This is a genomic window from Gleimia sp. 6138-11-ORH1 (assembly GCF_024814355.1).
GTDB lineage: Bacteria > Actinomycetota > Actinomycetes > Actinomycetales > Actinomycetaceae > Gleimia.
Genome location: NZ_JANUXV010000006.1, coordinates 45,200 through 71,258 on the forward strand (window position 1 = coordinate 45,200; position 26,059 = coordinate 71,258).

22 protein-coding genes and 1 tRNA gene are annotated in these 26,059 nt (G+C 49.8%); 15 read left to right on the top strand and 8 right to left on the bottom strand.

Annotation, left to right across the window (positions count from 1 at the left end):
• Positions 1 to 5: 5 nt before the first annotated feature.
• Positions 6 to 1,304, bottom strand: a complete 1,299-nt coding sequence (locus tag NXS08_RS06960; RefSeq protein WP_259138847.1) for a YihY/virulence factor BrkB family protein — start codon at positions 1,302 to 1,304, stop codon at positions 6 to 8.
• Between the two features lie 87 nt (positions 1,305 to 1,391).
• Complete coding sequence (locus tag NXS08_RS06965; protein WP_259138849.1) at positions 1,392 to 1,961, bottom strand: 2'-5' RNA ligase family protein; 570 nt, start codon at positions 1,959 to 1,961, stop codon at positions 1,392 to 1,394.
• Positions 1,962 to 2,159: 198 nt separating this feature from the next.
• Between NXS08_RS06965 and galT the strand changes: the two genes are divergently transcribed.
• The 10 genes from galT (at position 2,160) to NXS08_RS07015 (ending at position 16,069) form a co-directional block, all read left to right on the top strand.
• Positions 2,160 to 3,338 (top strand): galactose-1-phosphate uridylyltransferase, encoded by a 1,179-nt coding sequence (gene galT / locus NXS08_RS06970; protein WP_259138851.1) that lies wholly within the window; start codon positions 2,160 to 2,162, stop codon positions 3,336 to 3,338.
• 4 nt (positions 3,339 to 3,342) lie between these two features.
• Positions 3,343 to 4,566 (top strand): galactokinase, encoded by a 1,224-nt coding sequence (galK, locus tag NXS08_RS06975; RefSeq protein WP_259138852.1) that lies wholly within the window; start codon positions 3,343 to 3,345, stop codon positions 4,564 to 4,566.
• 64 nt (positions 4,567 to 4,630) lie between these two features.
• Positions 4,631 to 5,227, top strand: coding sequence for an aminoacyl-tRNA hydrolase (gene pth, locus NXS08_RS06980; protein WP_259138853.1), 597 nt, complete (start codon positions 4,631 to 4,633; stop codon positions 5,225 to 5,227).
• A 43-nt stretch (positions 5,228 to 5,270) separates the two neighbouring features.
• Entirely contained in the window at positions 5,271 to 8,906 is a 3,636-nt protein-coding gene (gene mfd / locus NXS08_RS06985; protein ID WP_259138855.1) for a transcription-repair coupling factor, read from the top strand.
• Between the two features lie 47 nt (positions 8,907 to 8,953).
• Positions 8,954 to 9,487, top strand: a complete 534-nt coding sequence (locus tag NXS08_RS06990) for a hypothetical protein (RefSeq protein WP_259138858.1) — start codon at positions 8,954 to 8,956, stop codon at positions 9,485 to 9,487.
• Positions 9,488 to 9,579: 92 nt separating this feature from the next.
• Positions 9,580 to 10,860: a phosphopyruvate hydratase gene (eno, locus tag NXS08_RS06995; protein WP_259138860.1), complete on the top strand. Its 1,281-nt coding sequence runs from the start codon at positions 9,580 to 9,582 to the stop codon at positions 10,858 to 10,860.
• A gap of 192 nt (positions 10,861 to 11,052) precedes the next feature.
• On the top strand, positions 11,053 to 13,758 hold the full coding sequence (gene asnB, locus NXS08_RS07000; RefSeq protein ID WP_259138862.1) for an asparagine synthase (glutamine-hydrolyzing): 2,706 nt from the start codon (positions 11,053 to 11,055) through the stop codon (positions 13,756 to 13,758).
• Positions 13,759 to 13,791: 33 nt separating this feature from the next.
• Complete coding sequence (locus NXS08_RS07005) at positions 13,792 to 14,448, top strand: septum formation initiator family protein (RefSeq protein WP_259138864.1); 657 nt, start codon at positions 13,792 to 13,794, stop codon at positions 14,446 to 14,448.
• Positions 14,449 to 14,497: 49 nt separating this feature from the next.
• Positions 14,498 to 15,031: a DUF501 domain-containing protein gene (locus NXS08_RS07010; RefSeq protein WP_259138865.1), complete on the top strand. Its 534-nt coding sequence runs from the start codon at positions 14,498 to 14,500 to the stop codon at positions 15,029 to 15,031.
• A gap of 60 nt (positions 15,032 to 15,091) precedes the next feature.
• A complete protein-coding gene (locus tag NXS08_RS07015; RefSeq protein WP_259138866.1) occupies positions 15,092 to 16,069 on the top strand; it encodes a Ppx/GppA phosphatase family protein in 978 nt (325 codons plus the stop codon).
• A gap of 69 nt (positions 16,070 to 16,138) precedes the next feature.
• Here the strand turns inward: NXS08_RS07015 and nhaA are convergent, their stop codons facing one another.
• On the bottom strand, positions 16,139 to 17,476 hold the full coding sequence (gene nhaA, locus NXS08_RS07020) for a Na+/H+ antiporter NhaA (protein WP_259138867.1): 1,338 nt from the start codon (positions 17,474 to 17,476) through the stop codon (positions 16,139 to 16,141).
• Between the two features lie 111 nt (positions 17,477 to 17,587).
• Between nhaA and NXS08_RS07025 the strand changes: the two genes are divergently transcribed.
• The 3 genes from NXS08_RS07025 to NXS08_RS07035 all read left to right on the top strand — a co-directional run bounded on the left by NXS08_RS07025 (position 17,588) and on the right by NXS08_RS07035 (position 19,316).
• Positions 17,588 to 17,660, top strand: a tRNA-Leu gene (locus NXS08_RS07025).
• A 318-nt stretch (positions 17,661 to 17,978) separates the two neighbouring features.
• Positions 17,979 to 18,872, top strand: coding sequence for a Bax inhibitor-1/YccA family protein (locus NXS08_RS07030; protein WP_259138868.1), 894 nt, complete (start codon positions 17,979 to 17,981; stop codon positions 18,870 to 18,872).
• Positions 18,873 to 18,914: 42 nt separating this feature from the next.
• Positions 18,915 to 19,316 (top strand): FKBP-type peptidyl-prolyl cis-trans isomerase, encoded by a 402-nt coding sequence (locus NXS08_RS07035; protein WP_259138869.1) that lies wholly within the window; start codon positions 18,915 to 18,917, stop codon positions 19,314 to 19,316.
• Between the two features lie 80 nt (positions 19,317 to 19,396).
• Here NXS08_RS07035 and msrA read toward each other — a convergent pair whose 3' ends face one another.
• Entirely contained in the window at positions 19,397 to 20,086 is a 690-nt protein-coding gene (msrA, locus tag NXS08_RS07040) for a peptide-methionine (S)-S-oxide reductase MsrA (RefSeq protein WP_259138870.1), read from the bottom strand.
• A gap of 159 nt (positions 20,087 to 20,245) precedes the next feature.
• On the opposite strand from msrA, the gene NXS08_RS07045 reads away from it, so the two are divergent.
• Entirely contained in the window at positions 20,246 to 21,757 is a 1,512-nt protein-coding gene (locus NXS08_RS07045) for an AI-2E family transporter (RefSeq protein ID WP_259138871.1), read from the top strand.
• A gap of 191 nt (positions 21,758 to 21,948) precedes the next feature.
• Here NXS08_RS07045 and greA read toward each other — a convergent pair whose 3' ends face one another.
• On the bottom strand, positions 21,949 to 22,428 hold the full coding sequence (gene greA, locus NXS08_RS07050) for a transcription elongation factor GreA (protein WP_259138872.1): 480 nt from the start codon (positions 22,426 to 22,428) through the stop codon (positions 21,949 to 21,951).
• A 105-nt stretch (positions 22,429 to 22,533) separates the two neighbouring features.
• On the opposite strand from greA, the gene NXS08_RS07055 reads away from it, so the two are divergent.
• Positions 22,534 to 23,307, top strand: a complete 774-nt coding sequence (locus NXS08_RS07055) for an isoprenyl transferase (protein WP_259138874.1) — start codon at positions 22,534 to 22,536, stop codon at positions 23,305 to 23,307.
• A gap of 35 nt (positions 23,308 to 23,342) precedes the next feature.
• Here NXS08_RS07055 and NXS08_RS07060 read toward each other — a convergent pair whose 3' ends face one another.
• The 3 genes from NXS08_RS07060 to xseA all read right to left on the bottom strand — a co-directional run bounded on the left by NXS08_RS07060 (position 23,343) and on the right by xseA (position 25,882).
• On the bottom strand, positions 23,343 to 24,254 hold the full coding sequence (locus tag NXS08_RS07060; RefSeq protein ID WP_259138875.1) for a carbohydrate kinase: 912 nt from the start codon (positions 24,252 to 24,254) through the stop codon (positions 23,343 to 23,345).
• A gap of 98 nt (positions 24,255 to 24,352) precedes the next feature.
• Positions 24,353 to 24,568, bottom strand: a complete 216-nt coding sequence (locus NXS08_RS07065) for an exodeoxyribonuclease VII small subunit (RefSeq protein WP_259138876.1) — start codon at positions 24,566 to 24,568, stop codon at positions 24,353 to 24,355.
• Positions 24,569 to 24,577: 9 nt separating this feature from the next.
• Positions 24,578 to 25,882 (bottom strand): exodeoxyribonuclease VII large subunit, encoded by a 1,305-nt coding sequence (gene xseA / locus NXS08_RS07070; RefSeq protein WP_259138941.1) that lies wholly within the window; start codon positions 25,880 to 25,882, stop codon positions 24,578 to 24,580.
• Positions 25,883 to 26,059 lie beyond the last annotated feature (177 nt).

Genomic DNA, 26,059 nt, shown 5'->3' on the forward strand with positions numbered 1-26,059 from the left:
TATCCTCACTTTTGCAAGCGTTGCTCACCTAATGACCACAGGTCGCGACGCAGCTTAACAATCTTAATTTCTAACGATTCAATCTGTTTACGCAAACGCAAACCGCGCCGCGACTCCCACACTGCGGAAGAAATCACGGTTTCAAACGCTTCCGGGTCACGCCGCGGATCGCGATCTAAATCCCCCGTCATCGTGTGGCGTGGCCAATCTAGAGTATTTTTCGCACTCATCGTCACATAGTTAGGAACTGCGTCTCCGTGCATGTGCCCAACTGACTTAGCTACCCCCGGATAAGGCGGGTTAGCCATCCAAGCTGCAATCATCAACACTAAACGCGCCACTAGGTTAACCCAGAGCATAATCGTAACTACAGTGGCACCGGCAGCTAGTAAAGGAGTATTAGCGCTCCCCACCGCGCGAGTCCCCAGGTAACGAATTACTCCAGAGACAACGCCCATCATCACACAACCCCAGATAAGGTCATAGCGAGGAACTTTAATCCCTGCGACTTTCCGCACCATGATTGCAAAAACAACCGCATCTACTGCGAAGGCAACTAAAAGGGAAGAAAGTCGAAAGAAGAACCTGGAGGACTTGCCTGAAATCCCAAGAAAATCAAGTACTGAGGAGAGCAGTTCTGTAGTAAGTACCCCCAGTACTGCGGTAACTAAAACACTTAAAGCTAAAAGAACGAACCCCACGTAGTCTCGAACTTGCGCTGTGACGGGATTTTCCGGCAAATAAACAATCCCGAACATTGACCAGAGGGAAGTTTTTATCGCATTCATCAAACGCGACGCGGATAAAACCAGCAAAACCACTGCGATAATACTGGGTAAGCTGACTGAAGAACTAAGAATTAACGTATCGAGATTAAGCAGACCACCTGATTTTCCCGGGACTACCAGCAACCCCGGAATTGCCTTATCAATGGTATTTAAAGTAGATTCGCGGAGCACCTGGTTATCACCCAAAATAGCGACAAATACTGTCCAACCGATAGTTAAAGCCGCAGTGATTGAAAACAGCGAAACGTAAGAAATTCCGCCCGCTAGCAAATACCCGCGTTTCATGGAATAACGCGTCAGTGCCCGCCCCAGCCGCGAATAGGCGTAGACCTCATAGAGGGCCATGATTTTAGCTAACCAACCCTCTTTGGCTAACGCTTCTTTTATAGAGGGGCCAACTAAGGGAACGGGATCTGCGGAACGTGGTTCCCAGGGGAGCCACGCTGGGTTTGTATCAATAACCGAGCCGGAGCCGGCATAGTTCTGCTTCACATTAGAATCAGGGGTTTCAGTCATAAGACTGACAATACCGCAGTATTTAGTAATCTTCTAATGCGACGCAGCTAAAACTATTCAGTGAAAAGAACCACCCAGTGAAGAAAATTATTCAGTGAAGTTAAATAGCGCCAACGACTGGTACACCCCATCGGGACTAACCTTATCCAGACGGAACCCCGCACAAATCCAATCAGCGTAAAAATTCTTACCCAACTCTTCCGCCCTATCCATCAGTTCCTCAGAAACCCCATGCACTAAAGTAACGTGCGGGTGGTATGCGAACCGGCGGGCCTGATCGGTGATCCCCGCGCGAATACGCGCTTCCAAATCGGTAAGTTGCCCAGCGCCCTCGGAAATATTAAAGAAAACTACCGGAGAAACCGGGCGGAACGAACCCGTCCCCCGCAGGGAAATCTTGAATGGGGAAGTGCGTTGCGCAACCGTCTGCAAATGTTCAAACAGGCGCTCGCGGTCAGCCTTACGCACCGCAGTGGGAGGTAGGAGAGTAATATGCGCGGGCGTGTTGATCCCGTGATCATCGCCCAGGTGTACGCGCGCTTCAGTTAGCAGGCTCATCCACGGTTCTGGAACCGCGATAACCACTCCAATTAACTCTTCATCGGCAGCACAAGCAGGTACATACACTGTGGAACTCACCTCCCAACGGCGCTCCAAAAGGCTCCTCCCGCCACATTAAAAAGCGGGCGCACAGAAAAATCTTGACCCTCTTTATTGTTCACACGTTCAGATAGAAAGGCAAACTAACCCTTGTTAGCTGACAAATTTGCCTACAATGTCAAGCAGAGTTTTCTACACTAGAAGTAAACCTAAGAAACTATCAGTAAAGCTAGGCAAATACAGAAAGGGAATAAAATGTCGGTGCGCAAAACCGCCATTAAACTAGCAGACGGACGTGATCTCTTCTATTTTGACGACACTGAAGAATACGTAACCGGACAGAAAACTCGTCGCACAGACGATCCTCGTCCACTGGGAGACCGCTTTGCCCCCGTCGAAGTGGACGGTGAACTTAAACCAGTCACCGCCCCCACCATGCGCCGCGACCCACTCACCGGAGAGTGGATTCCCATGGCAACTCACCGCATGAATCGCACTTTCTTACCCCCGGCAGACGCCAATCCCTTCGCCCCCGCCCGCCCAGGAGCCGCTTTCTCAGACGGAGAAATCCCAGACACGGACTATGACGTAGTAGTTTTTGAAAACCGTTTCCCCTCCCTCATGACCGTTCCCGGACAAACAGATGAAGTCACCTACCTGGACGGGCTACCCCTCTATGAAACCCGCCCCGCCGCGGGACGCTGCGAAGTAATTTGCTTTGGACCAAAATTGGAAGAAAACCTGGTGGACATGGGGCACAAGCGGATGCGCACCGTGATTGAAGCCTGGGCAGACCGCACCTACGAATTAGAACAACTTCCCGGCATCAAACAGGTATATTGTTTTGAAAACCACGGGAAAGAAATTGGCGTCACCCTCCATCACCCGCACGGGCAGATCTACGCCTACCCATATGTCACGCCCCGCACCCAAATGATGCTCACCCAAGCCACCCCCTATCGTGCCGAAACGGGCCGGAACTTGGTAAAAGACGTGTTGGAAGCTGAACTGGCTTCAGGCAGGCGCATTATTGACGAAACTGAACACTGGGTTCTGTTTGTACCCGGAGCAGCAAAATGGCCAGTCCAAATGCAACTAATGCCGAAACGGGACGTGGGGGCACTCTACGAATTAACCCCGGCTGAACGCGACGATTTAGCTGGCATTTACCTAAAAATGCTGGCTGCCGGCGATAAGTTCTTCGTCGAAGCAGACGGAAAGAATATCCCCCTTCCCTATATTTCCGGTTGGCACCAAGCTCCGGTAGGGGAGCACCGCGCTGACTTGCGACTACACTTGGACTTCTTCTCCATCTTGCGTTCCCCCGGCAAACTAAAGTATCTGGCCGGGTCAGAATCAGGTATGGCAGCTTGGATTTCAGACACCACCCCGGAAAAGATCGCCGACCGGCTTCGCGAAGTTTACGGAAAGTAAAATCATGGTTACACTCAAGCAAGCTTTTTCTCTTACCGAGGGCGCTACCCAGGTAACCACCCTATTTACCGAAACTTTTGGATACGCTCCCACCGCAGTACATTCAGCGCCGGGACGAGTAAACGTAATCGGGGAACACACCGACTATAACGGCGGGTACGCTCTGCCGATGGCACTGCCGCACCGCACCTATGTGGCGGTTGCGCCCCGCACCGATAGGTTAGTGCGCCTAATTTCTGCACAGGAATCCGGAGTTCGGGAAGTTTCCTTAGACCAGGTAGATACTTTTGATTCAGCAAATCCGGTGTCCGGCTGGCCCGCCTACGTAGTGGGGGTTGCCTGGGCGTTAGAACAAGCTGGCTACGGCCCCTATATGGGATTGGATATTGCGGTTGATTCCTGCGTTCCTTTCGGAGCGGGGCTTTCTTCTTCCGCCGCTTTAGAATGTGCGGTAGCTGCCGCGTGGGATACGCTTCAAGGTGGCGCACTTTTAGCTACCGACAGTGGGCGCGCCGTTTTAGTAAATGCTTGCGTGCAGGCAGAAAACCAGATTGCGGGAGCCCCCACCGGCGGAATGGATCAGGCAGCGTCTTTACGCTGTCAAGCAGGGCACGTTATCTTCTTAGATTGCCGTGACCAGACCGTACAGCACCTACCTTTTGATTTAAATTCTGCTGATTTAGAACTGCTGGTGGTAGATACTCGCGCTCCGCACGCCCTGGTAGACGGACAGTACGCGGCCCGCCGGCAAGCCTGTGAAACGGCAGCTTCAATCCTGGGCGTAGCGCTACTGGTCGAGTTACCGGCGGGCAGCTACCACGAATTACCCGCCTGGCAGCAGCTTTCTGCGGTGCAGCAAGCCCGGGTTCGACATGTGGTAACTGAAATCGCGCGGACGAAAGAGTTCGCTTCCTTACTTACCGAGGGCGCACAGACAGGTAATTTTGATTGGGAACGGCTGGGTGCTTTAATGAATGCTTCCCATGAGTCCTTGCGCGTGGACTATGAGGTAACTTGCCCAGAGTTAGATACGATGGTGGAGGCCGCTCGCGGAGCCGGTGCTTTAGGGGCGCGGATGACCGGCGGCGGATTCGGTGGTTCGGCAATTGCCTTGGTGCATACTAAGGATGTTCCGGCGGTGACGCAGGCAGTAACTGAAGCGTTTGCGCAGGCAGGTTTTAATGAGCCACACTTCCTGCGGGCGTTTCCAGCTGAGGCAGCTTTTTAATTAACTGACCTCATTTTCAGTGTAGCCACTTTGCTATCCTTGAAAAGAACTAAAGGAGACTTTCATGGATAACGCCACCTGGCTAATTGTGGGACTGGGAAATCCCGGTGCTAAATATGCGCGGAACCGCCATAATGTTGGGCACATGGTAGTGCAAGCCGCCGCGTCCCAAGAAAAAGCAAGTTTCAGTAGGCATAAGGCTGGTGCTCAGGTGGCTACGGTGCGGCTGGGAATGCTCCCGGGAGGACGCCCCGGCCCGGCCGTACATTTAGCCTACCTGGACTCTTACATGAATGTTTCTGGGAAACCAGTTGCGGCGTTAATGAATTTTTATAAGATTGATCCCGCGCATCTGCTGGTAATCCACGACGAAATGGATATCGACGAGCATCTGCTACGCCTTAAACAAGGTGGTGGCGAGGGCGGACACAACGGTTTGAAATCAATTTCTCAAGCCCTGGGGACAAAAGACTATTGTCGGCTTCGTTTCGGTGTGGGGCGCCCTCCGGGGCGGATGGATCCCGCGGACTATGTCCTGTCTGATTTCCCCGCGAAAAGTAGAGTAGATTTAGAAATCACTATTAACGAAGCGGTAGAGGTAATCACCCAGATAGTTTCTAACGGTTTTGCTCAAGCCCAACAAGATTTGCATACTCGCTAGAGCCCACTGACTGCCAAATTTTAAGAATATAAAGAGGAAACGCATGAAACTTGAGGGTTTGTTAAGTGACTTGGCAGCGGAAACGGGGATTAGACATTGCGCTGATTTACTTAACGAAACTGGCCAATTTGACCAATCTGCTTCCCCGCGTGAAACTGACGCGGGGGCAACCATTGTGGTTCCAGCCGGTTTGCAACCTCCGGTTTTAGCGCAGGCGCGTGCCAGCGGTGAACTAAAAACACTGCTGGTGGTTACTCCGACGGGCAGGCACGCTGAACAGTTAGTTAAGGCGCTGCGCTGTTACACGGGTGGGGTGGAGCTATTTCCTGCTTGGGAGACTTTACCGCATGAACGGCTTTCCCCGCAAAAAGACACTATGGCACGGCGAGTTGCAGTGATGCGGCGGCTGAAACACGCCAGTGCAAAGCTCTCTGATAAAGATGGGGAGATTAGAATTCTGGTTGCCCCACTGCGTGCTTTCCTCCAACCAATTATTGGCGGATTAGCTGAGATTGAGCCGATTTCTTTGAAACTGGGTTCGGTGGTTGATCTGCCAACTTTAGCGGAAAAACTGGTTTCTTACGGGTATTCTCGGGTTGAGATGGTGACTCAGCGCGGTGAGCTTGCGGTGCGTGGCGGGTTGATTGATATTTTCCCTCCTACCGAAGCGCACCCACTGCGAGTTGAACTATTCGGTAATGAAGTTGATGATATCCGCTATTTTTCGGTGGCTGATCAGCGAACGATTGAAGTTGCCGAGGGCGGTTTATGGGCGCCTCCGGCAAGAGAACTGCTTTTGACAGAGGAAGTAAAAGCTAAGGCACGGGAACTAACTAATGTGTTACCGGGTGTGCGGGAGATGCTGGAGCTAATTTCTGCGGGAGTCACCGTTGAGGGAATGGAAATGCTCAGCCCTGCGCTGGTTGAAAAGATGGAGACTATTTTCGACTTGCTTCCTGCTGAAACTTCCGTGGTTTTGGTTGATCCTGAGCGGATTGAAGCCCGTGCAGAAGATTTAGTTGCCACCACGGAAGAGTTCATGGCGGCCGCTTGGGAAAGTGCCGCTGAGGGTGGGAAAATTCCTTTGGTAGCGCAAGAAGCTTCTTTTTCCACTTTAGATGAAATGCGTGAGTTGGCTACGCAAAAACGGTTGGCGTGGGTGCGGATGACGCAAATGGCGCCCTCGGAAATTGCTGATGCCTTGGACAGTCAGCAGTTGGAGCAGCATGCCACGGTGATTGCTGCAGAGCATTTAATCCAAGTCGGAGGGCGCAATGTAAAGCCCTATCGCGGTGATTTAACGCAGGCTATTAAGGATTTGCGGAAATTTGCGAAGCAGGACTGGCGCCTGGTTGTCACCACGAACGGGCCGGGGCCGGCTAAACGATTTAAGGAACTTTTCGCAGAAGCGGATTTGCCCGCCAGAATTGTGGGGAAACTGGCAGCTGATTTCCAGCGGGGTGTGGTGGATATTCTGCCGGCGGAAAGCGGCCCGGGGTTTGTGCAGCCGGAACTGAAAATTGCGGTGATTACCGAAACGGATTTAACGGGGCGCAGCGGGCCATCTACTGCTGAAATGCGGAAAGTTCCGGCTCGTTCTCGTAAACGCGCAATTGATCCGCTTTCTTTACGTCCCGGCGATTTTGTGGTTCACGAAACCCATGGGATTGGGAAGTTTAAGGAAATGGTGACCCGCACGATTGGGAGCGGGAAACAGGCAGTGACCCGAGATTATTTACTGGTTGAATACGCGTCTTCCCGTCGCGGACAGCCGGCTGATTTACTTTATGTGCCGATTGATTCTTTGGAACAAGTTTCGCGTTATAGTGGTTCAGATTCGCCTTCGCTTTCTAAAATTGGGGGCGCTGAATGGGCGAAAACTAAGGCAAATGCGCGTAAGGCAGTTAGAGAAATTGCGGGGGAACTGGTACGTCTTTATGCTGCTCGGCAGGCTGCTAAGGGATTTGCTTACAGTCCGGATACTCCTTGGCAAAGAGAGTTAGAGGAGGCTTTCCCATATGTAGAAACCCCTGATCAGCTGGTGACGATTGAGGAAGTTAAGGCGGATATGGAAAAGCCGACTCCGATGGATCGTTTACTGTGCGGCGACGTGGGGTATGGGAAAACTGAGATTGCGGTGCGTGCTGCGTTTAAAGCGATTCAAGATGGCAAGCAGGTTGCGGTGTTAGTGCCGACTACTTTATTAGTGCAGCAGCATTATGAGACTTTTACTTCTCGGTACACGGGGTTTCCGGTGGAAGTTGCTTCTTTAAGCCGTTTTTCCTCTAAGAAGGAAGCGGAAGAAGTGAAGGAAAAGCTCTTGAAAGGGAGTATTGACCTGGTGATTGGGACTCATTCTCTGGTTTCTGGCTCAGTGCGTTTTAAGAACTTGGGGCTGGTGATTATTGATGAGGAACAGCGTTTTGGGGTGGAGCATAAAGAGGCGTTAAAGCAGTTACGTAACGATGTGGATGTGCTTTCTATGTCGGCTACGCCGATTCCGCGTACTTTGGAAATGGCGGTTACGGGATTGCGGGAAATGTCAGTATTGCAAACTCCGCCGGAAGATCGTCATCCGATTCTTACTTTTGTGGGAGCTTACACTGATCAGCAGGTAGTGGCTGCGGTTAAGCGGGAACTTTTACGCGATGGGCAGGTCTTTTACGTTCATAATCGGGTTGAAGATATTGATAAGGTGGCGGCGCACATTGCCGAACTGGTGCCGGAAGCGCGGGTAAGAGTAGCGCATGGGAAGTTGTCTGAACACCAGTTGGAAAGAGTGATTGTTGATTTTTGGAACCAGGATTTTGACGTTTTAGTTTGTACTACGATTGTTGAGACTGGCCTGGATATTTCTAACGCGAATACGTTAATTGTTGATCGGGCTGATGCGATGGGGTTGTCCCAGTTACACCAGTTACGTGGGCGCGTGGGGCGCGGTCGTGAAAGAGGTTATGCTTATTTCCTTTATCCGGCGAATAAGACGCTGACTGAGACGGCCTTGGAACGTTTGCGGACAATTGCGACTAATACGGATTTAGGCGCGGGAATTGCGGTGGCGCAAAAGGATTTGGAAATCCGCGGGGCAGGGAACCTGTTGGGCGGGGAGCAGTCTGGTCACATTGCGGGGGTTGGTTTTGACCTGTATATCCGCATGGTGGCTGACGCAGTGGCGGCTTTTAAGGGTGAGTATCGGGGGACTCGTGCGGATGTGCGGGTGGAGATTCCGGTCGATGGGCATATTCCGGTAAGTTACATTCGTGGGGAAGAACTGCGGTTGGAAACTTACGCGAAGATTGCGGCTTTGGAATCTTTCGAGGACGCTGCGGAAGTGCGCGCCGAATTAACTGACCGTTATGGGGCTATCCCTGAGACGGTGCTTTTACTTTTTGCGATTGCTGGTTTGAAAGAGCACGCTAGGTCTTTAGGCGTACATGAGATTGTTACGCAGGGAAAATATTTGCGTTTAGGGCCGGTTGATTTAGGGGATGTGCAGGCAGCTAGACTGCTTCGCCTTTACCCGGGAAGTATTATGAAACCCGCAATTCGTAAGGTTTTAGTGCCTTTGCCAACTACTTCGAAACTGGGAGGTGAGCCACTGGTCGATCAGGATCTGATTGATTGGGTAGATAACCTACTTAAGGTGGTGGTGGGCTACCGCCCAGGGGCTAAAGCATAGTAAAATGTATCTTGTTGCTGCATGAAAGGATGCCGATAGGCAAGTTTATGAATGTAAAACGTTTGATTACCACAGTGGCTGCGGGAGCTTTAGCCTTAGGTTTGGGTGCTTGTAGTGCTCACCCGGGTGTAGCGCTGATTGTGGACGGTAAAGAGTATCGTACTGTTGAGGTTACGCAAGCAGCTCAGGAAGCTTCTTTAGTGGCTGGTAATCCCGTGCAGGCTAATACGATTATTGATTTTCTGTCTCGGTTAGAAACTGCAAAAGAATTGGCAGAACTCAATGGTGTGGACATTTCTATGGAGCAAGTCCGAGCAGAGTTGGAAAAAGGACTCCCTGAGGGGACTGGGCCACTTTCAGATATTACGGTGGAAACATTCTACGTTAATTCAGTTCTGCAAAATCTTAATCAGAAGCTTGGGCAACAAGCCTATTCGCAGTTATTTTTAGAAACTCAAGCGGAACGTAAGGTTGAAATTAATCCGCGTTTCGGCTCAGTTTCAGAAGCAGGGACTATGCTTCCTCCTAGTTTCCCCGGTGTTTTAGATATTCAGTCTAAGCAGGGGCAAACTAAACCATAGAACTTTTGACGATAAGTCAAGAAAGATTGGGCCAGCTGGCCTTTTCATAAAACGTGGTCATTTGGCCGCAAAACTAAAATAAGGAGAATAAAGTGGCACGTATTGACGCCATTGGCGCACGCGAGATTCTGGATTCCCGCGGCAACCCTACCGTAGAAGTTGAAGTTCTGCTGGAAGACGGCACCGTTTCCCGTGCTGCTGTTCCATCTGGTGCATCTACCGGTGCATTTGAAGCTGTGGAACTTCGTGATGGTGACAAGGATCGTTACCTGGGTAAGGGTGTTGAAAAAGCAGTTGATGCTGTAGTAAACGTAATCCAGCCAGAACTGATTGACGAAGAAGCTACCGACCAGCGTCACATCGACGAACTGATGATCTCTCTGGACGGAACTGACAACAAAGGTAAGCTGGGCGCAAACGCTATCCTGGGCGTTTCTTTGGCAGTAGCTAAGGCTGCAGCTGATTCCGCTGGCCTACCACTTTACCGTTACTTGGGCGGACCAAACGCACACGTACTACCTGTTCCAATGATGAACATCCTCAACGGTGGTTCTCACGCAGACACCAACGTGGATATTCAGGAATTCATGATTGCTCCTTTGGGTGCAGACACCTTCCGTGACGCGCTGCGTTGGGGTGCTGAGGTGTACCACACTCTGAAGGCTGTTATTAAGGAACGTGGACTTTCCACCGGTCTGGGTGACGAAGGTGGTTTCGCACCAAACCTAGATTCCAACACCGCTGCTTTGGATCTGATCATGGAAGCAATCGAAAAGGCTGGTTTCAAGCCAGGATCTGACATTGCTTTGGCACTGGACGTTGCTTCTACCGAATTCTTCAAGGACGGTGCTTACCAGTTTGAAGGCCAGGCACGCCCCACCGAATTCATGGTTGATTACTATGAGAAGCTAATCACCGACTACCCACTGGTTTCCATCGAAGACCCATTGTCTGAAGATGAATGGGACGCTTGGAAAGCCCTCACCGGTCAGATCGGACACCGCGTACAGCTAGTTGGTGACGACCTATTCGTAACCAACCCAGCCCGTCTACGTCGCGGCATTGAAGAAAATGCTGCTAACGCTTTGCTGGTTAAGGTAAACCAGATTGGTTCTCTAACCGAGACTTTGGACGCTGTTGAAGACGCACACCGCGCCGGCTTCCGTTCCATGACCTCTCACCGTTCCGGCGAAACCGAAGACACCACCATTGCTGACTTGGCAGTGGCAACTAACTCCGGTCAGATTAAGACTGGTGCTCCAGCTCGTTCCGAACGTGTAGCTAAGTACAACCAGCTACTACGGATTGAAGAAGAACTGGAAACTGCAGCAGTTTACGCTGGCGCAGGCGCATTCCCACGTTTCAAGGGCTAAGCTATAACTTAACTACTTAAACGTAAGTGGACACCACCTTTTGGTGGTGTCCACTTTTGTTAGGGCTGAAGTTTTCAAGGTGACTGGCTTAACCGTCCCGATCGGTAAAATAGCGGGTGTAGCGTTTTCCAAACCTAACCTACTAAAGTAAACTCAAAATAGCAGAATTTTTGTAGGAAAAGAGGATAACTCATGTGTGGGATCGCCGGATATTACGGGACCGAAGAAAACTTCACCCCAGACTTACTGGCACAGATGAGTCGCTGCCAAGCACACCGTGGTCCAGATAGTTCCGGAGACTGTTTAGACGGGCCAGTAGGCTTAGTGCATCAGCGTCTAGCCATTTTGGGACGTTCTCATGGCGACCAGCCTATGACCACTTCAGATGGTCGGTTTACGCTTATTTATAACGGCGAAGTATATAACTACAAGCAGTTACAGGCAGAACTAGAAGCTCTGGGATACGAATTCCACACTGGAACTGACACTGAAGTAGTTCTTAAAGGTTTTGCCCAGTGGGGAAGTGCCGTATTTGACCGCCTCAACGGTATGTGGGGATTAGCTATCTGGGATAAAGAAAAAGCTGAACTCACTTTAAGTCGCGACCATTTTGGGATTAAACCGCTTTACTTTGCAAAGATTGGTGCAGGTTTTGTATTCGGTTCAGAATTGAAATCTATTTTGGCTGTACCGCAGTTTAAAGCTGAAGCAAATGAACGAATCCTCTACCGCTACTTACGTTTTAGGATTCACGAAGACTCTCGGGAGACTTTCTTCAAAGGAATCGAACGGCTGTTACCAGGGGAAATGGCGGTAATCAGCGCAGCGGGAATCAAGATCTCAAACTACACAAACTTCGTTGAAGAACTTCGCGAAGCCGCTAAAATCCAACGCCCCTACGATGAAAGTGCCATCGCACAATACCGTGAGCTGCTTTTTAAATCGGTGAAAGAACGTTTACAGGCGGAAGTACCGGTAGGAACTTCCCTTTCAGGTGGATTAGACTCATCTGCCGTAGCCGTAATCATTAACCGCTTACTGGGCACTAACGCGGAAGAAACCGCTTCAGTGGGGCAGGAACAAAATCTTTTCTCAGCCGTATTCCCCGGTTCTCTAAACGACGAAGAACGCTACGTAGACGCTGTTTTAGAACGCTGCGATAACGGTGTGAAAGCCCATAAGATTCTGCCGAATGCAGACCAGTTCAAAGCCGACCTCGTAGACTTTATCCGCACCCAGGAAGAACCAATTATTTCTTCCGGCCCCTACGCGCAATACTGTGTGATGAAAGAAGCCTCTAAACACGTGACCGTACTTTTAGACGGGCAGGGCGCTGATGAAATGATGGCGGGGTACATTCCCTACTACTTCACTTATTTCAACCAGCTAAAAGCACAGGGAGAGTATCGCAAACTTGCTCTTGAGGTGGCTCGCAGCGCAGATGTCCTGGCTCGTTTAGTTCGTTTCCGTGTAAAGAATAAACTCACTGCCAAACCAGATGTTCCGGTGGAAAACCTATTGAATGCAAGTTTCATTGCTAACCACTCTGGAGAGGCTCTGCAATCTACCCGCAATAACTTACGCGAACGTCTGCTGGAAGATCTTTTCAGAAACTCCCTGCCTTCGCTGCTGCGCTATGAAGACCGTAACACAATGCGTTTTTCCTTAGAAGGAAGAGTCCCTTTCTTAGATAAAGACACGGTGAAATTCCTGTTTTCCTTAGCGGATGACGCGATTATTAAAGCGGGTTGGAATAAGCGTATTCTTCGTGACGCAACTAAAGATATTCTTCCGGAAATGGTTTCCACCCGCCGCAATAAGATTGGCTTTACCACTCCGGAAAATGAATGGTTTAAGCGGATTAAAAACTCCATTAACGCGATCTTTGAATCTGAGTCATTCGGAAAACGCCCCTGGTTTAACCAAGCGGAAGTATTAAAAGCCTTCCACGGTTACATCAATGAGGAAAATGGGGCAGACACCATGCTATTTTGGCGTTTACTCAACGTCGAAATTTGGGCAAGACTTTTCTTAGATGAAGAAGCTGACTTCACCATATTTTCAGAAGAAGCAATAGATAAATCTGACATGGGTGCGTCTTTACCGGCTGATCCGAAAGAGCCTTTAGAAGCTAACGCTGGGAAAGAACTTGATTTACCCGTGGGGGAAATGATTGCCCGCCGCTACCCAATCCAAACTGAAAAGTTCTCTAAAGATTCACAGATGGAGGATGAAATCACCCGTTACGTTCTGGATTTCTTTAAGGAACTTGAAGCTAACGGAGATACTGACGATAAACAAGCCACTGAAGGCCATCGGTGGAACCTGACTATTTCTGAGAAAATCATCGCCATCATGCAGGGGCGCTCATGGTTCACCTGGGAGATTAAACCCGGTTTCGCTGCGCGGAAACTTTCCAAATACGTTTCTCGGACCCCAGCGGGAATCGGCTTAGGTGACCCAGTCACCATGCAGCTGGCTATCAATGAAGCTGGTCTACCCAGGATCCTGTTTGCTTCCGCAGGCGGAGTTTTAGGGAAACTAGCTGGCAAACGCGGAGTTTTCTACAACTTAGCTGGAGCAAACGTGCGCGCTATTGACGGCCCTACCGAATACTCGGTTTACCCATCGAACGTTTCTGCAAAACTACCTCCTAAAGATCCTGAAAAAGTAGCAGCCCACTTAAAGAAAGTACTCTTAGAAGTACTTCCCCCCGCCTGGGCAAATACCTTTGACGGGGTAGTTATTATGGATGCCAATGACATTGGGCGAAATGCTTTAGGGGCAGCCGGAAGCCATTCGTTGGAACACTACGAAGCACAGTTTGCTGATAACCCACTGGGACAGGGCACGCAGCAAACCCCAATGGCAGTAGTCTTTGAACGTCCGGCTCAGTAAAACTTGTAAAGTTGCTAACTGAAGTGAGTGGAAATGAACGCAGCTAACAGAGGGCGACCTCGAGTTCCTCGGCGCAAAAGCCAGAGGGCTTCTGAATCACACCTAACTTCAGTTAAGCAGTCTGAAACCTCCACCCGCGTCGCCGTGGGTGGGTCCGCCAGAGTAACAGGAAATAGTCGGTTAGAAAGAGTACGCCGCCCTCGGACAACTCGAAATTCGCCGCGAAAAAAGCAAACTGGTACGCAACTGTTGGGGGAAATAAATACTGCAGTAACTACAGCTGACGGGCAGCCACCAGCGAAATTTCCCGCCTTTTTAATAGTTTTAGTGCTTGTCACCCTAGTTGCTTTTGTTGCCTTAGGGCAGCCACTGAGCCAATGGTGGAAACAAAACCGAGAATATAACGCTATCAGCCAAAAACTTGCCGAAGCTAAAGCTGAAAACCAGCGTTTAACCAGCGAACTGGAAAAATGGCAGTCAGATAGTTTCATTGCCAGCCAAGCTCGTTCCCGGCTGGGGTATATTCGCCCAGGGGAAACCCAGTATCTGGTAGTAGATGCCCCCAATGAAGCAGGAAGCAAAAAACAAACCCGCTCCGAAACCACGCTTCCTTGGTACCTGGTCATCATGGATTCAGTTAAGTTAGCAGAAGAAATCCCCGCACCCCCACCCGAGGGTGACGGAAACTGAATTTACGACAAAGAAACTAGCTACAGTTCTAACATCAGCAAGGAGAAACGTGACTATCAGCGAAGCAACTGCGCAGGACCTAAAGATACTGGAACTGCAACTTGGGAGGGTCCCCCGCGGCGTAATGGGAATCGCTTACCGCTGTAACTGTGGGGCACCCGCCGTGGTAGCGACAAAACCACGTTTAGAAGATGGCACCCCTTTCCCCACCATGTACTATTTAACTCACCCAGCTGCAGTTAAAGGGTGTTCAGTTTTAGAAGCTGGCAAGTGGATGGAAGAACTCAACCAGCTACTGGCTGAGGACGAAGCGTTGCGGACTGCTTATGCGCAGGCCCACAACCACTACATTTCGAGCCGTGATGCGATTGAAGAAGTCCCTGAGATTAAAGATTTTTCTGCCGGAGGAATGCCAAATCGGGTCAAGTGCTTACACGCGATTTTAGGACACACCTTAGCGGCGGGGCAGGGTGTGAACCCAATCGGAGATATTCTAGTTTCTCGTTTAGAAGCAGACGGCCTGTGGAAGCCGCAGGAATGTAGTTGTCTGCCCGGACAGACCCCAGCTGACTTAACTGCGTAAGTGCATATGGGAGCTAATCTTCCAAAAAACCTGCCGGCTACTTTTCCTTGGGAAACTCCGGTGTCTAAATCACCGGCGGGAACTACTGTTGCAGCTATAGATTGTGGGACTAATTCGATTAGGCTTCTTGTTCTGCGTCAAACAGGTGGAAAAGTTGAAGAACTGTGTCGGGAAATGGAGATAGTTCGCTTAGGCGAGGGCGTAGATAAAACCCGTCGGCTTAGTGAAACCTCAATTTCACGTACGGTAGCGGCCGCGAAAAAATACGCGCAGATTTGTGTTAAACACGGGGTAAGTAAGTTAAGATTCGTAGCTACCTCGGCTTCTCGTGATGCGGAAAATAGTGCGGATTTTGTGGACGCGATTAAACAGACTATGGGGGTAGTTCCCGAAGTGATTAGCGGTGAAGCAGAAGCCAGCTATTCATTTTTAGGTGCAGTCAGTTCTTTAACTGAGCTTACCTTCCCCACTTTAGTAGTTGATATTGGGGGTGGATCTACCGAATTTGTGGTGGGAAGCCTGGAGGAAAAAGGTAGGCTAACAATTTCTAGTGCTTTTTCAGCGGATATGGGAAGCGTGCGCTTAACGGAACGCTTTGCTGGGTTTCGTGCCGAACCGGGGAGTCTGCTGCATGAAGAGGCTTTGCAAGAAGCCACAAAGTGGGTGGATAAGTATTTGGATCGGGTAGCTAAAACTGTGAACCTACAGGAAGTTACTTCTTTTGTAGCAGTTGCAGGTACGGCCACAACAGTTACCGCTAAAGCTTTGGATTTAGATGCTTATGAGCCAAGTAGAATCCATAATGCGCGGCTTTCTTTCGCTGCTCATCAAGCAGCTTGTGATTTTATGATTAACACGCCGGTAGCTGAAAAAGCAGCTTTAGCTTATATGCCCCCAGGGAGAGCTGACGTGATTGGGGCAGGGGCTTTGATATGGTCGCGAATCTTACGCAGAGTAGGTCAAGTTAATCCGCAAGTCACTCAGGTAGTTACTTCCGAACAGGATATTTTAGATGGAGTAACGCGGAGTCTGCTCTGAGAAAATCTAGGATTTTACTGAGCAAACTCCGCGCCCTCGATAAGAATTTTAGTGTTTTACCACTAAACTTTAGCGTTTCTTCCGATCCGGGGCAGTACCACGCTTTTGCTGCTTAACTCGCAGGTGAACTGCTAAACCACCCAGAACTGCGGCTAAGAGCGTACCAAGCATGACGCCGAGTTTCGCATTAGCAACTTCAGAAGATTCAACTGGGAAAGCTAAACCAGCGATAAGTAAAGATACGGTGAAGCCGATACCCGCTAAGAGAGAAATAGCGCCAATGTCGCGAAGGTCAATCCCGTGTCCTAAGCGAAGTGAGGTGAACTTAGTGAAGAAAGCGACTGAACCTAAAATGCCCAGGAACTTTCCAAGCGGTAGCCCTAAAATCACCCCGAGGGCAACTGGGCTGGCTAAAGTTTCGGTGATTCCACCTGATTGAGAAATATTCACGCCAGCGGCGAAGAACGCAAAAACGGGAACTACGATACCGGCTGAAAGCGGGTGGATTAAGTGGGCAATATGCGATGACCACTGGGGTTCACCGCGCAGACGCGAAGCAGGTACTAGCAGACCCATAGCCACACCGGCAATGGTGGCGTGTACCCCGGATTCGTGCATTAACGCCCAGGCTAAAACGCCGAGGGGAATGAGAATCCACCACTTCATAATCCGCTTATGCACTAAAACTCCGAATAGGGCGATTACTAATAGGGATAGTCCCAAAGCAAACCAGTTTAAGCCGGAAGAATAGAAGGCGGCGATCACTATAATGGCGAGCAGGTCATCTACCACCGCTAAGGTGAGTAGGAAAGTACGTGCTGCCGGGGGCATTCCTTTCCCAAATAAGCCCAGCAGGGCAACTGCAAATGCAATATCAGTGGCAGCTGGAATGGCCCACCCGTGATATTCACCGGAGCGTCCCAAATACTGTACTAAAAGATAAACTGCAGCTGGCCCGATCATGCCGAAGGCAGCGGCAATCATTGGGAGGGTAGCTTCTTTAAGATCACGAAGTGCACCGGTGACAAATTCGGTCTTTAGTTCTAACCCAACTATGAAAAAGAAAATAGTAAGTAAACCGTCGGCTGCCCAGTGGCTTAGTGAAAGGTTTAGATTAACTGATTCGAAACCTATTTTAGTGTGCGCCAGGTTCTCGTAGATTTCTGCCCAGGGAGAGTTCGCCCAAATCAGCGCTACTAAAGCGGCAATGACTAAGAGGATTCCTGAGCGGGTTTCGTCCTCAACCAGCTTTCTAAAAGCGCGTGGAATACGCTTGAGACGTTCAGAAAATGTGAGAGGTTTCTTACGTATTTTGGTAGGGCGCGGCTGATGACTGACAGCGCTTTTTAGGATTGTCCGTGAACGAGTGCTTTTTTTCTGGGATTTGCGCGGTTTATCAGGGCGCATATTTGCAGCCTTCTCTCCATGAATTTTAGTGGCTTTAGCAACGGTTTAGAAGTTTTAGCTTTTTCAATGATAACAATTTTGATTTAATCAGGTAGAATGAAATAGTTCCAAGCCTCCATAGCCCAATGGTAGAGGCAATCGACTTAAAATCGATTCAGTGCCGGTTCGAGTCCGGCTGGAGGTACGGATCGCGGCAGAGCTTATGGCTCTGCCGCTTTTTTATTTCTAACGCAGATACTGGGTCATAGGGTTATATGACTCGCGGGGTTAGCGGTCATAGGGTTATATGACTCGCGGGATTATGCGACTCTAGGGTTTTACAACATTTGGGGATGGTACGAAATTTGGGGTTGCTGGAGTCTCGATATTCAGAGCAGACAATATAGTTGGTTTCCGCTCAGGTAGGGGAGATTTTAGAGCTATAAATCCTCTAAAAAAGTCGCTAAACCATGGTTTATATGGCAATCTAGATTTAAGTTCATAATTTATATCAAGGAGCATTATGTCTAATCCAATAATGAATTCTGTGGCGCGCGATCTGGTGAAAAACACGCCAGCTGGCTACCCACAAATGCCAGGCTACCAACCGGGTGCTACTGCAGACGCAGCGACGCAAATGCCTCGGTACAACCCCGCAGATAAAGAGGTAACTGTCGAAGAACTGAACGAAGCCTACTTCGCTCCCTCTGCTGATGCAGTAGACACCGGTCGTCTCACCTACGATGACATTATCACTAAGACCGGTATGCTGTTTGGCATTATGCTTCTGGCAACCGCAGTAAGCTGGTCGATTAGCAGCGTAAACCTGAACCTAGGTGGCGCGCTGACTATGGGTTCTGGTTTAGTTGGAGTTGGCCTGGTTCTGATGAACTCATTCAAGAAGAAAATCAGCCCTGCGCTAATCATCGCCTACGCGGTAGTAGAAGGCGCCTTCCTGGGTGGTTTCTCATACATTATGGAAACTATGTACCCGAACGTAGCCATTCAGGGTGTAATCGCTACCGTAGCAGTGTTTGCTACTATGCTTATCCTATTCCGTTCCGGTAAAGTTCGTTACTCTGCGAAGATGGCGCAGATCCTTATGATCGGTACCGGCGGGATTTTCCTCTACTACATGCTTAACCTGGTACTGCAGCTAACCGGTGTAGTTTCCAACCCATTTGGCCTTTCCGGCATCACTGTTTTCGGTTTCCCACTGGGAATCGTAATCGGTTTAGTTGCGATTGGCCTGGGAGCTTTCAGCCTGGTTGGTGACTTCCACATTGCGCGTTACGGTGTAGAAAATGGTGCTCCAAAAGTATTCGCTTGGCAGATCGCTTTTGGCATTATGGTTACCGTCGTTTGGTTGTACGTGGAGATTGTTCGCCTACTGGCAATCCTGCAAAGCAACGACTAAACTACGGACTTTCCTGTAACTTATTAAATAAAAGAGAGACTAATGAGCGAATTTCTAACTGTTTCCGATAATTTCCTCCGCAAACCCACCATCGACTTCCACACGGAAGAGCCACCGGCTGGTTTACATATTGAAATCATTCGCGAGGGCGCTGGGCCAGAGGTAAAAGCCGGAGATAAACTCTCCTGCCACTACCTGGGGCAAGTTTGGAACGGCAATCACTTCGATAACTCTTTCGACCGCGGTGCTCCACTGGATTTCACCGTAGGCGTAGGTATGGTTATCCAAGGCTGGGATCAAGGCCTCTTAGGGCTACGCGAAGGTACCCGCGTGGTACTTTCCATTCCCGCTTCCCTCGGTTACGGTGACCGCGGTGTTCCACAGGCAGGTATTAAAGGCGGAGACACCCTGGTATTCGTTACTGACATCGTTAAAGTTAATTAATCTTTAACTGTTAAGGCGGGCACTTCCCATTTGGGAAGTGCCCGCCTTAGTTTAGTCAGAAAATCAGCATCCAAATAGGTTTAGGGAAGTTGAATTTTAGAAACCTCAGGAAAAGCAGAAGCGGATTTCCCAGCGCCCTCGGGAAGTAAACCAGTAGGGCAAGCGTAACCATTTGGACCATGGTTGCAGTACCCATCGGGAATATGATGCAAATAAGCCTGGTGATATCCTTCAGCCAGGTAGAAAATGCCACTGTTAGCAGCTTCATCAACTTCAGTTGTAATCGGCCCAAATCCGGCAGCTGCTAAAACCTTTCCGTAAGCCTCTTTAGAAGCCTGCGCCAAAGCCAACTGGCGGGCAGTGGTAGTGAACAGAACTGAACGGTACTGGGTGCCGCGGTCATTTCCCTGCCGATCCCCCTGAGTAGGATCGTGATTTTCCCAAAAAGCCTTGATGATTTCTTCCGCATCAATTTCTTGTGGATTGTAAACTACTCGCACCACTTCAGCGTGACCAGTTTTGCCGGTACAAACTGCTTTATAAGAGGGGTTACGGGTAGTGCCACCCATGAAACCAACGGCGGTGGCAATCACACCGGGGAGACGCCACATAATGCGCTCAGCCCCCCAGTAACAACCCATTCCCACGTAGAGGATCTCATAGGGAGCGTCCCAGGGCCCCGCAATTGGGTTTCCTAAAACGGGGTGAATCCCGGGAATAGTGCAGACGGGAACGTCTGAATCAGGATAAGAACCTGCCAAAATAGCCATTGTGCCTCCTTGAAAACTACAGATAACAGTATAACCTCAGAAGAAAATCAACAATCCACGGGGAACTGAAAAATAAATGATAGACATTAAGCTCTTCTAATAGGCGCAGAAAGAAAACATACCGTAAACTCAGAAATGACTTAGTTTTAAGGAGTTTAGGTGATATTTGGACAAAATCCGTTCAGCAAACTAAAGGTTGGGGAAATCATCGAAAAGGTTTCTGAGCCGATCCGCACGCGAACTGGGGTTTCTGAACCTCCTCCAATGCGTATCTACACTCCAGAACGTAGCGGAGATAAAGTAGAAGAACACGTTGCCTGGTCGTTGCGAGTAGCCGCTGCTTGGTCGTGGCGTACCCTGGTGGTAGCTGCCATGCTGTATTTGCTTGGCTACTTGCTTTCCTACGTTTATTTTCTGATTATTCCGATTCTGGTGGCGTTACTTTTCGCGGTGCTACTTGATCCGATTAACCGGGTGCTTAAACGCAGATTGAAGTTCCCAGATGCGTTGGCAGCAACTATTTCGATGCTGGTTGGTTTAGCGATTGTTTTAGGCTTAATTTCAGCTGCCTCCACTCAAATCGCCCTACAGTTTAAAGACTTAGGGGCGCGTACCCAAGAGGGAGCGCAGAAACTGGTTGAATGGTTGCGTTCAGGCCCGTTTGGGATTGATAGCAGTTATTTTGACGACCATCTTGATGAAATAATTAATACGGTTGCTTCGGCAGTTCGTAACAATTCCAGTAATCTTGCTTCCGGAGTGCTGCAGGTCTCGGCTTCGATTGGGACGATTCTAACTGGAATTATTTTGGCGCTTTTTGTTCTCTTTTTCTTCTTAAAAGATGGGCGCACGATTTGGCTGTGGTTCATTCGGATTATTCCCGAGGGCGCTCGTGAACCTGTCCATGAATCTGCGATCCGCGGTTGGATCACCCTAAATGGTTATGTACGCGCACAAATCATGGTAGCGGCGATTGACGCCGTGGGGATTGGTTTAGGCGCTTACTTCCTGGGAGTTCCGCTGGCAATCCCCCTGGGTGTATTAGTCTTTGTTGGTTCGTTCGTGCCGATTATCGGGGCGATGATTACCGGCTCGGTTGCGGTTTTAGTGGCACTGGTAGATCAGGGGCCACAAACTGCGATTATTATGCTTTTGATTATTTTGGCAGTTCAGCAGATTGAAGGTAACTTCCTGCAACCGTGGCTGATGTCCTCTGCGGTTTCCCTACATCCGCTGGCAGTATTACTTTCGGTTGCTTGTGGTTCGTTCCTCTTTGGAATTGCGGGCGCAATGTTCTCTGTGCCGATTGCGGCTTTTGTGAATACTTCATTGCTGTACTTGCACGGTTATGACAGGTTCCCGGATTTGATTAGTGATCCAGAGCGTCCGGGTGGGCCTCCGGGGATGTTAAAGCAGCAGATTTTGGAAACTTACGATGAGTCTTTCGCAACTCACGAAGCTCCTTTGCGCCATCCTAAGACAAAATCTGTGGAAGTAAAGGCTGTGGTAGTTCCTGAAGCGGAAACTACCGCGAAAGATGGTGGTAAACTCCCAAGTTCCGCGCAGGACCTAGCGGCGCAGCAAACTGAATCTTTGAATGGAGAAGAAAGTTCAGCTTCGGCAGTTGAAGGGCCGCGGAATGCTGCAGAGCCGCCGAGTGAAGCAAAGTAGGTGATTTAATCTGGCCGGTTTTCACTGTGTTCCAGTTGGGAAAGATTGCTCAGTTGGGAAAAGAATGCGGATTTCTGGAAAGATCACGCAGTTGTTACGCAGTTATGAGTAGGTTGCCGGTAGATTATTGCCCGTAATTATTGTTGCCCGCGAGTTTCCTCGCGGGCAACAATAATTAGTTCAGGTGTAGCCTAGCCTTTATAGGGGGTAGCTTCAAGGATTTTTACTTTAATCTCTTTACCGGTGGGAGCAAAGTAGCTGACAGTGTCGCCTACTTTATGTCCATTGAGCGCCTGCCCAATCGGAGCGTCAAGAGAGTAAACTTCTAAGTCATCATTTGATCCGGCTAGGCGTGAGCCAAGCAGGAATTTAGAAACTCGTCCCATAATGTCAGCGGTAACCACCATGCCAGCTTCAACAATCCCATCGTCGGCGGGGCTTTCACCTACCACCGCATCACGCAGAATGTTAGTTAGCTGGTTGATGCGAGTTTCGTTCATTGACTGTTCATCACGGGCTGCGTGATAGCCGCCGTTTTCTTTCAGGTCGCCTTCTTGGCGCGCATTATCAATCTTCCGGGTGATTTCTTGCCGTAAAGTGGTAGAGCGGTGTTCCAGTTCTTCCTTTAAACGGTCGTAGGCTTCTTGCGTAACCCATAGAGCTTCAGACATAACGTCTCCTTATTTTTCTTTCCAGAAAATCCAATCACCTAACCATAGCAACTATTTTAGGGATTGGCGTTGTGAAAACCGACTATCTTCGATAATTTGTAACTTATGATGAACTTAAAGGTGCTGTATAACCTGTACGAACGCCAGCTATTGAAGGATCTCACCCCAGAGAAGATCCCTGCTCACGTTGGCGTTATTTTAGATGGTAACCGCCGTTGGGCGAAAGCAATCGGCACCGGTACTGCTTATGGGCACCGCAAAGGGGCCGCGAAAATCAATGAGTTCTTAGGGTGGGCCCGTGAACTGGGGGTGCAGGTAGTTACGCTTTGGATGCTTTCGACTGATAACCTTTCGCGACCCGCTGAAGAACTTGCCCCGTTACTTTCGATTATTGTGGACGCTACCGCTGAGGTAGCTGAAGACCCCGCTCACCTGGTGCAAGTGGTGGGCGACATGAGTTTACTTCCCGAAGAGGTAGCTACGCAGCTTACGGGAATTGCTGAAAAATCAGCGGAGCTTTCCAAAGTGGAAAATCGTTTGAAAGTGAATGTAGCTATCGGCTACGGGGGGCGGCATGAGATCACCGATGCGGTACGCTCACTGCTTCGTTCTTACGCAGAGCGAGGCATGTCTTTAAATGAAGCGGCTGACGTTTTAACGATTGATGATATTTCCGACCACCTGTACACCCGCGGACTACCGGATCCGGATTTGGTGATTCGCACTTCCGGTGAACAGCGTTTATCGGGGTTCCTACTGTGGCAGTCTGTGCATTCTGAGTTTTACTTCTGTGAAGCTTTTTGGCCGGATTTCCGGCGGGTTGATTTTCTGCGTGCGCTCAGAGATTACGCTTACCGCGAGCGGCGTTTAGGTAAATAGTTTTCCGAGGACGCTACTGTGACGCCCTCGGAATTTTAGAGCTCTTTTAGCCAAGGAGGATTCGCACCTGAGCGAGAGACGGTAACGGCAGAAACTTGCGCGGCTCTTTTCATCACGAAATCTACTTGTTCTTTGGTGATGTTTTGTAAGTCTTCGCGTTTTGCTGCGCCGAGCAGGTTTAAGCTCCACAGGGCGTCAATCACCGCACCCATGAAAGAATCTCCTGCTCCGACGGTGTCGGCCACGGTCACTTTCTGCGCGGGGTAGTCGATGGAACCGAATTTTCCGTAGGCAGAGGAGCCTTTTTCACCGCGGGTGACAATCACTAGGGAGGCTCCCAGGTTGCACCATTCGCGGGCAATTTGTGGGAAGGGGGCGCCGGCTGTAAACCAGTCTATGTCCTCGTCGGAAACTTTGATTACGTCGGCAGTTTTGACCAGTTCTATGACTTTTTCATAGGCTATTTCCGGATCTCCCATGATTGAGGGGCGCGCGTTAGGATCATAGGTGATGGTCGCGTATTTGCGCACATTTTTCAGGGTTTCTAAAACTTGAGTTCCTCCGGGTTCTAAGGTGGTGGCGATTGAACCCGAGTGGGCAACTAGAATCGAGTTGTCTAAAAGTGGGGTGGGAAGCTCCCACTGGAGGTCGAACTGGTAGCTGGCTGCTCCTGCTTCATTGAGGGTGGCTTGGGCGGTGGAGGTGCGAGGCGCGTTAAAAGAGTCGGGGTGGATATCTACCTGGGAGGCTTTGAGATGGTTGTTAATGGCGTTGCCACGTTCGTCTTTGCCTAGCCAGGTGACCAGCTGAACTTCTCGGTTTAAGCGTCCTAATGTGAGGGCGACATTGGCGGGGGATCCGCCGGGGATTTCCTTTATTTCACCAGTTGGGGGAATCACTATGTCGATGAGAGCTTCACCTAGAATTAAAGCGCGCGCATTCGCCATGGTTTACCATTCTTTCTTTATGAATTAGACTATTTCGATTTTAGTGGCTAATCCAAGTCAGGTGAATGCTTTCAAATTGTTAATACGTTTATGGTGGGTTAGTTTTGAGGGGAAGTTTGGGTGGCCGTGTGCAGACGCTGCTGCGCAGCTTGGAGGATCTGCTGGCAGTGCTGCGCTAAGGCTTCGCCTCTTTCCCACATTTTTAGGGTTTCTTCTAAGGGGGCAGACCCTGTTTCTAAAGCGCGAACAATGTTGATTAGTTCATCGCGGGCCTGTTCGTAGGTTAAGGTCGCTACTTCTGGGGAATTTTGCATGATATTTCCTTATTCGTTGGAGTCAGGTTCGGTTTTATTAGTACCAAATACGGTGACGATCATAGAGCCTTTCGCTAAACGAGCTTCTAAAATTTCACCTTTTTTCACGTTACTTGCGTCAGTGAGCACCCCTTTGCCAGGAGCTTTAATGATTGCGTAGCCGCGTTCTAAAGTAGCTTGAGGGGAAATAGCTCTGAGGGTGGAAAACGCGGCGTTTAGTTCAGCTTGGGCTTGGGTTAAACGCAGAGAAACCGCGTGATTTAGTTTCGTACGAGCATTTTCCAGGCTCTCAAAATGAGTTTTCAAGGACGCCGCCGGGGTGGTAAGTACGGGGCGTTCTAAAAGTAGTTGCAGATGTTGCGCTTCAGTGTTTAGTCGCGTTTGGAAGCGGTGTCTCAATTCCTGGAGGGCGTTAGTCAAACCTTGATTTTCAGCAACTAAGTCGGGGACTATCCGCCGAGCAGCGTCCGTAGGAGTTGAAGCCCGGTAATCGGCAACTAAATCGATTAGCGGGGAGTCCCCCTCATGCCCAATTGCGGAAACTACCGGAGTGCGGGCGGCAAAAACGGCGCGCACCAGGGTTTCATCGGAAAAGGGGAGGAGGTCTTCAACTGAGCCGCCCCCGCGCGCAATTACAATCACTTCCACGTCTGCCAGTGCGTCGAGTTCCGCAAGCGCTTTTGAAACGCCTGCAACTGCACCGGTTCCTTGGACTAAAACTTCGCGGATTTCAAATTGTGCTCCCGGCCAGCGGGCTGTGGCATTAACTAAAACATCGTCCTTAGCTTTAGCGTTATTTCCACAAATTAAACCGATTTTGCGGGGTAGAAAAGGGAGGGGTTTTTTATGGGTGTCGTCAAAAAGCCCTTCGCTTTGTAGCTGTTGGCGTAATTTTTCAATACGTGCTAATAGGTCGCCTAAACCAACGGGGTGGATTTCTTTTGCCTGCAAGGCGAGCCTGCCAGATTTTAACCAGTAGGTTGGTTTAACGTAGGCAACTACGCGCGAGCCTGGGGTGATGGGCGCGCCGGAAGCAGAAATGACGTTGCCAAAAGCAGAAACTTCCATTGACATGTCTTGTTCCACGTCACGCAGAGTGAGGAATGACATTTTAGTTGCCCCGCGGTCAGCTAACTGCACGATTTGGGCTTCCACCCATAGAGGAGACATTTTTTCAATGTAGATTTTAATGTTCTCTGAGAGTTTAGCCAGTGGCCAGGGGTGCTCTTTGGTGGTTTCTCGCGCTAGGCGCGGTAATGCAGGGGGAGTACCACTTCCTTCAGTTGGCGGGTGAGGTGGTTGGAAACTTGGCATATTCACCTTCTCAGAGTGCCATATTTTTGTGAATATTTTGAGTTACCTTTCGGGAAGAAACCGACTTGTGAGAGAAACTGGGATAGGAATAACTGCATTTGGATGGGAAAACCTGCTTTCAGGCAGATAGATTAGTATGTAGGAAGACAATAGTAGATATTTGGTTATGAGGGACTG

Bases quoted from the DNA above. Each gene is read 5' to 3' on its own strand.
- pth (WP_259138853.1), top strand. From the start codon at position 4,631: ATGGATAACGCCACCTGGCTAATTGTGGGACTGGGAAATCCCGGTGCT.
- NXS08_RS07035 (WP_259138869.1), top strand. From the start codon at position 18,915: ATGAGCGAATTTCTAACTGTTTCCGATAATTTCCTCCGCAAACCCACC.
- NXS08_RS07030 (WP_259138868.1), top strand. From the start codon at position 17,979: ATGTCTAATCCAATAATGAATTCTGTGGCGCGCGATCTGGTGAAAAAC.
- NXS08_RS07060 (WP_259138875.1), bottom strand. From the start codon at position 24,254: ATGGCGAATGCGCGCGCTTTAATTCTAGGTGAAGCTCTCATCGACATA.
- NXS08_RS06960 (WP_259138847.1), bottom strand. From the start codon at position 1,304: ATGACTGAAACCCCTGATTCTAATGTGAAGCAGAACTATGCCGGCTCC.
- galT (WP_259138851.1), top strand. From the start codon at position 2,160: ATGTCGGTGCGCAAAACCGCCATTAAACTAGCAGACGGACGTGATCTC.
- NXS08_RS07055 (WP_259138874.1), top strand. From the start codon at position 22,534: ATGATGAACTTAAAGGTGCTGTATAACCTGTACGAACGCCAGCTATTG.
- nhaA (WP_259138867.1), bottom strand. From the start codon at position 17,476: ATGCGCCCTGATAAACCGCGCAAATCCCAGAAAAAAAGCACTCGTTCA.
- asnB (WP_259138862.1), top strand. From the start codon at position 11,053: ATGTGTGGGATCGCCGGATATTACGGGACCGAAGAAAACTTCACCCCA.
- NXS08_RS07065 (WP_259138876.1), bottom strand. From the start codon at position 24,568: ATGCAAAATTCCCCAGAAGTAGCGACCTTAACCTACGAACAGGCCCGC.
- mfd (WP_259138855.1), top strand. From the start codon at position 5,271: ATGAAACTTGAGGGTTTGTTAAGTGACTTGGCAGCGGAAACGGGGATT.
- galK (WP_259138852.1), top strand. From the start codon at position 3,343: ATGGTTACACTCAAGCAAGCTTTTTCTCTTACCGAGGGCGCTACCCAG.
- NXS08_RS07005 (WP_259138864.1), top strand. From the start codon at position 13,792: ATGAACGCAGCTAACAGAGGGCGACCTCGAGTTCCTCGGCGCAAAAGC.
- msrA (WP_259138870.1), bottom strand. From the start codon at position 20,086: ATGGCTATTTTGGCAGGTTCTTATCCTGATTCAGACGTTCCCGTCTGC.
- greA (WP_259138872.1), bottom strand. From the start codon at position 22,428: ATGTCTGAAGCTCTATGGGTTACGCAAGAAGCCTACGACCGTTTAAAG.
- xseA (WP_259138941.1), bottom strand. From the start codon at position 25,882: ATGCCAAGTTTCCAACCACCTCACCCGCCAACTGAAGGAAGTGGTACT.
- NXS08_RS06990 (WP_259138858.1), top strand. From the start codon at position 8,954: ATGAATGTAAAACGTTTGATTACCACAGTGGCTGCGGGAGCTTTAGCC.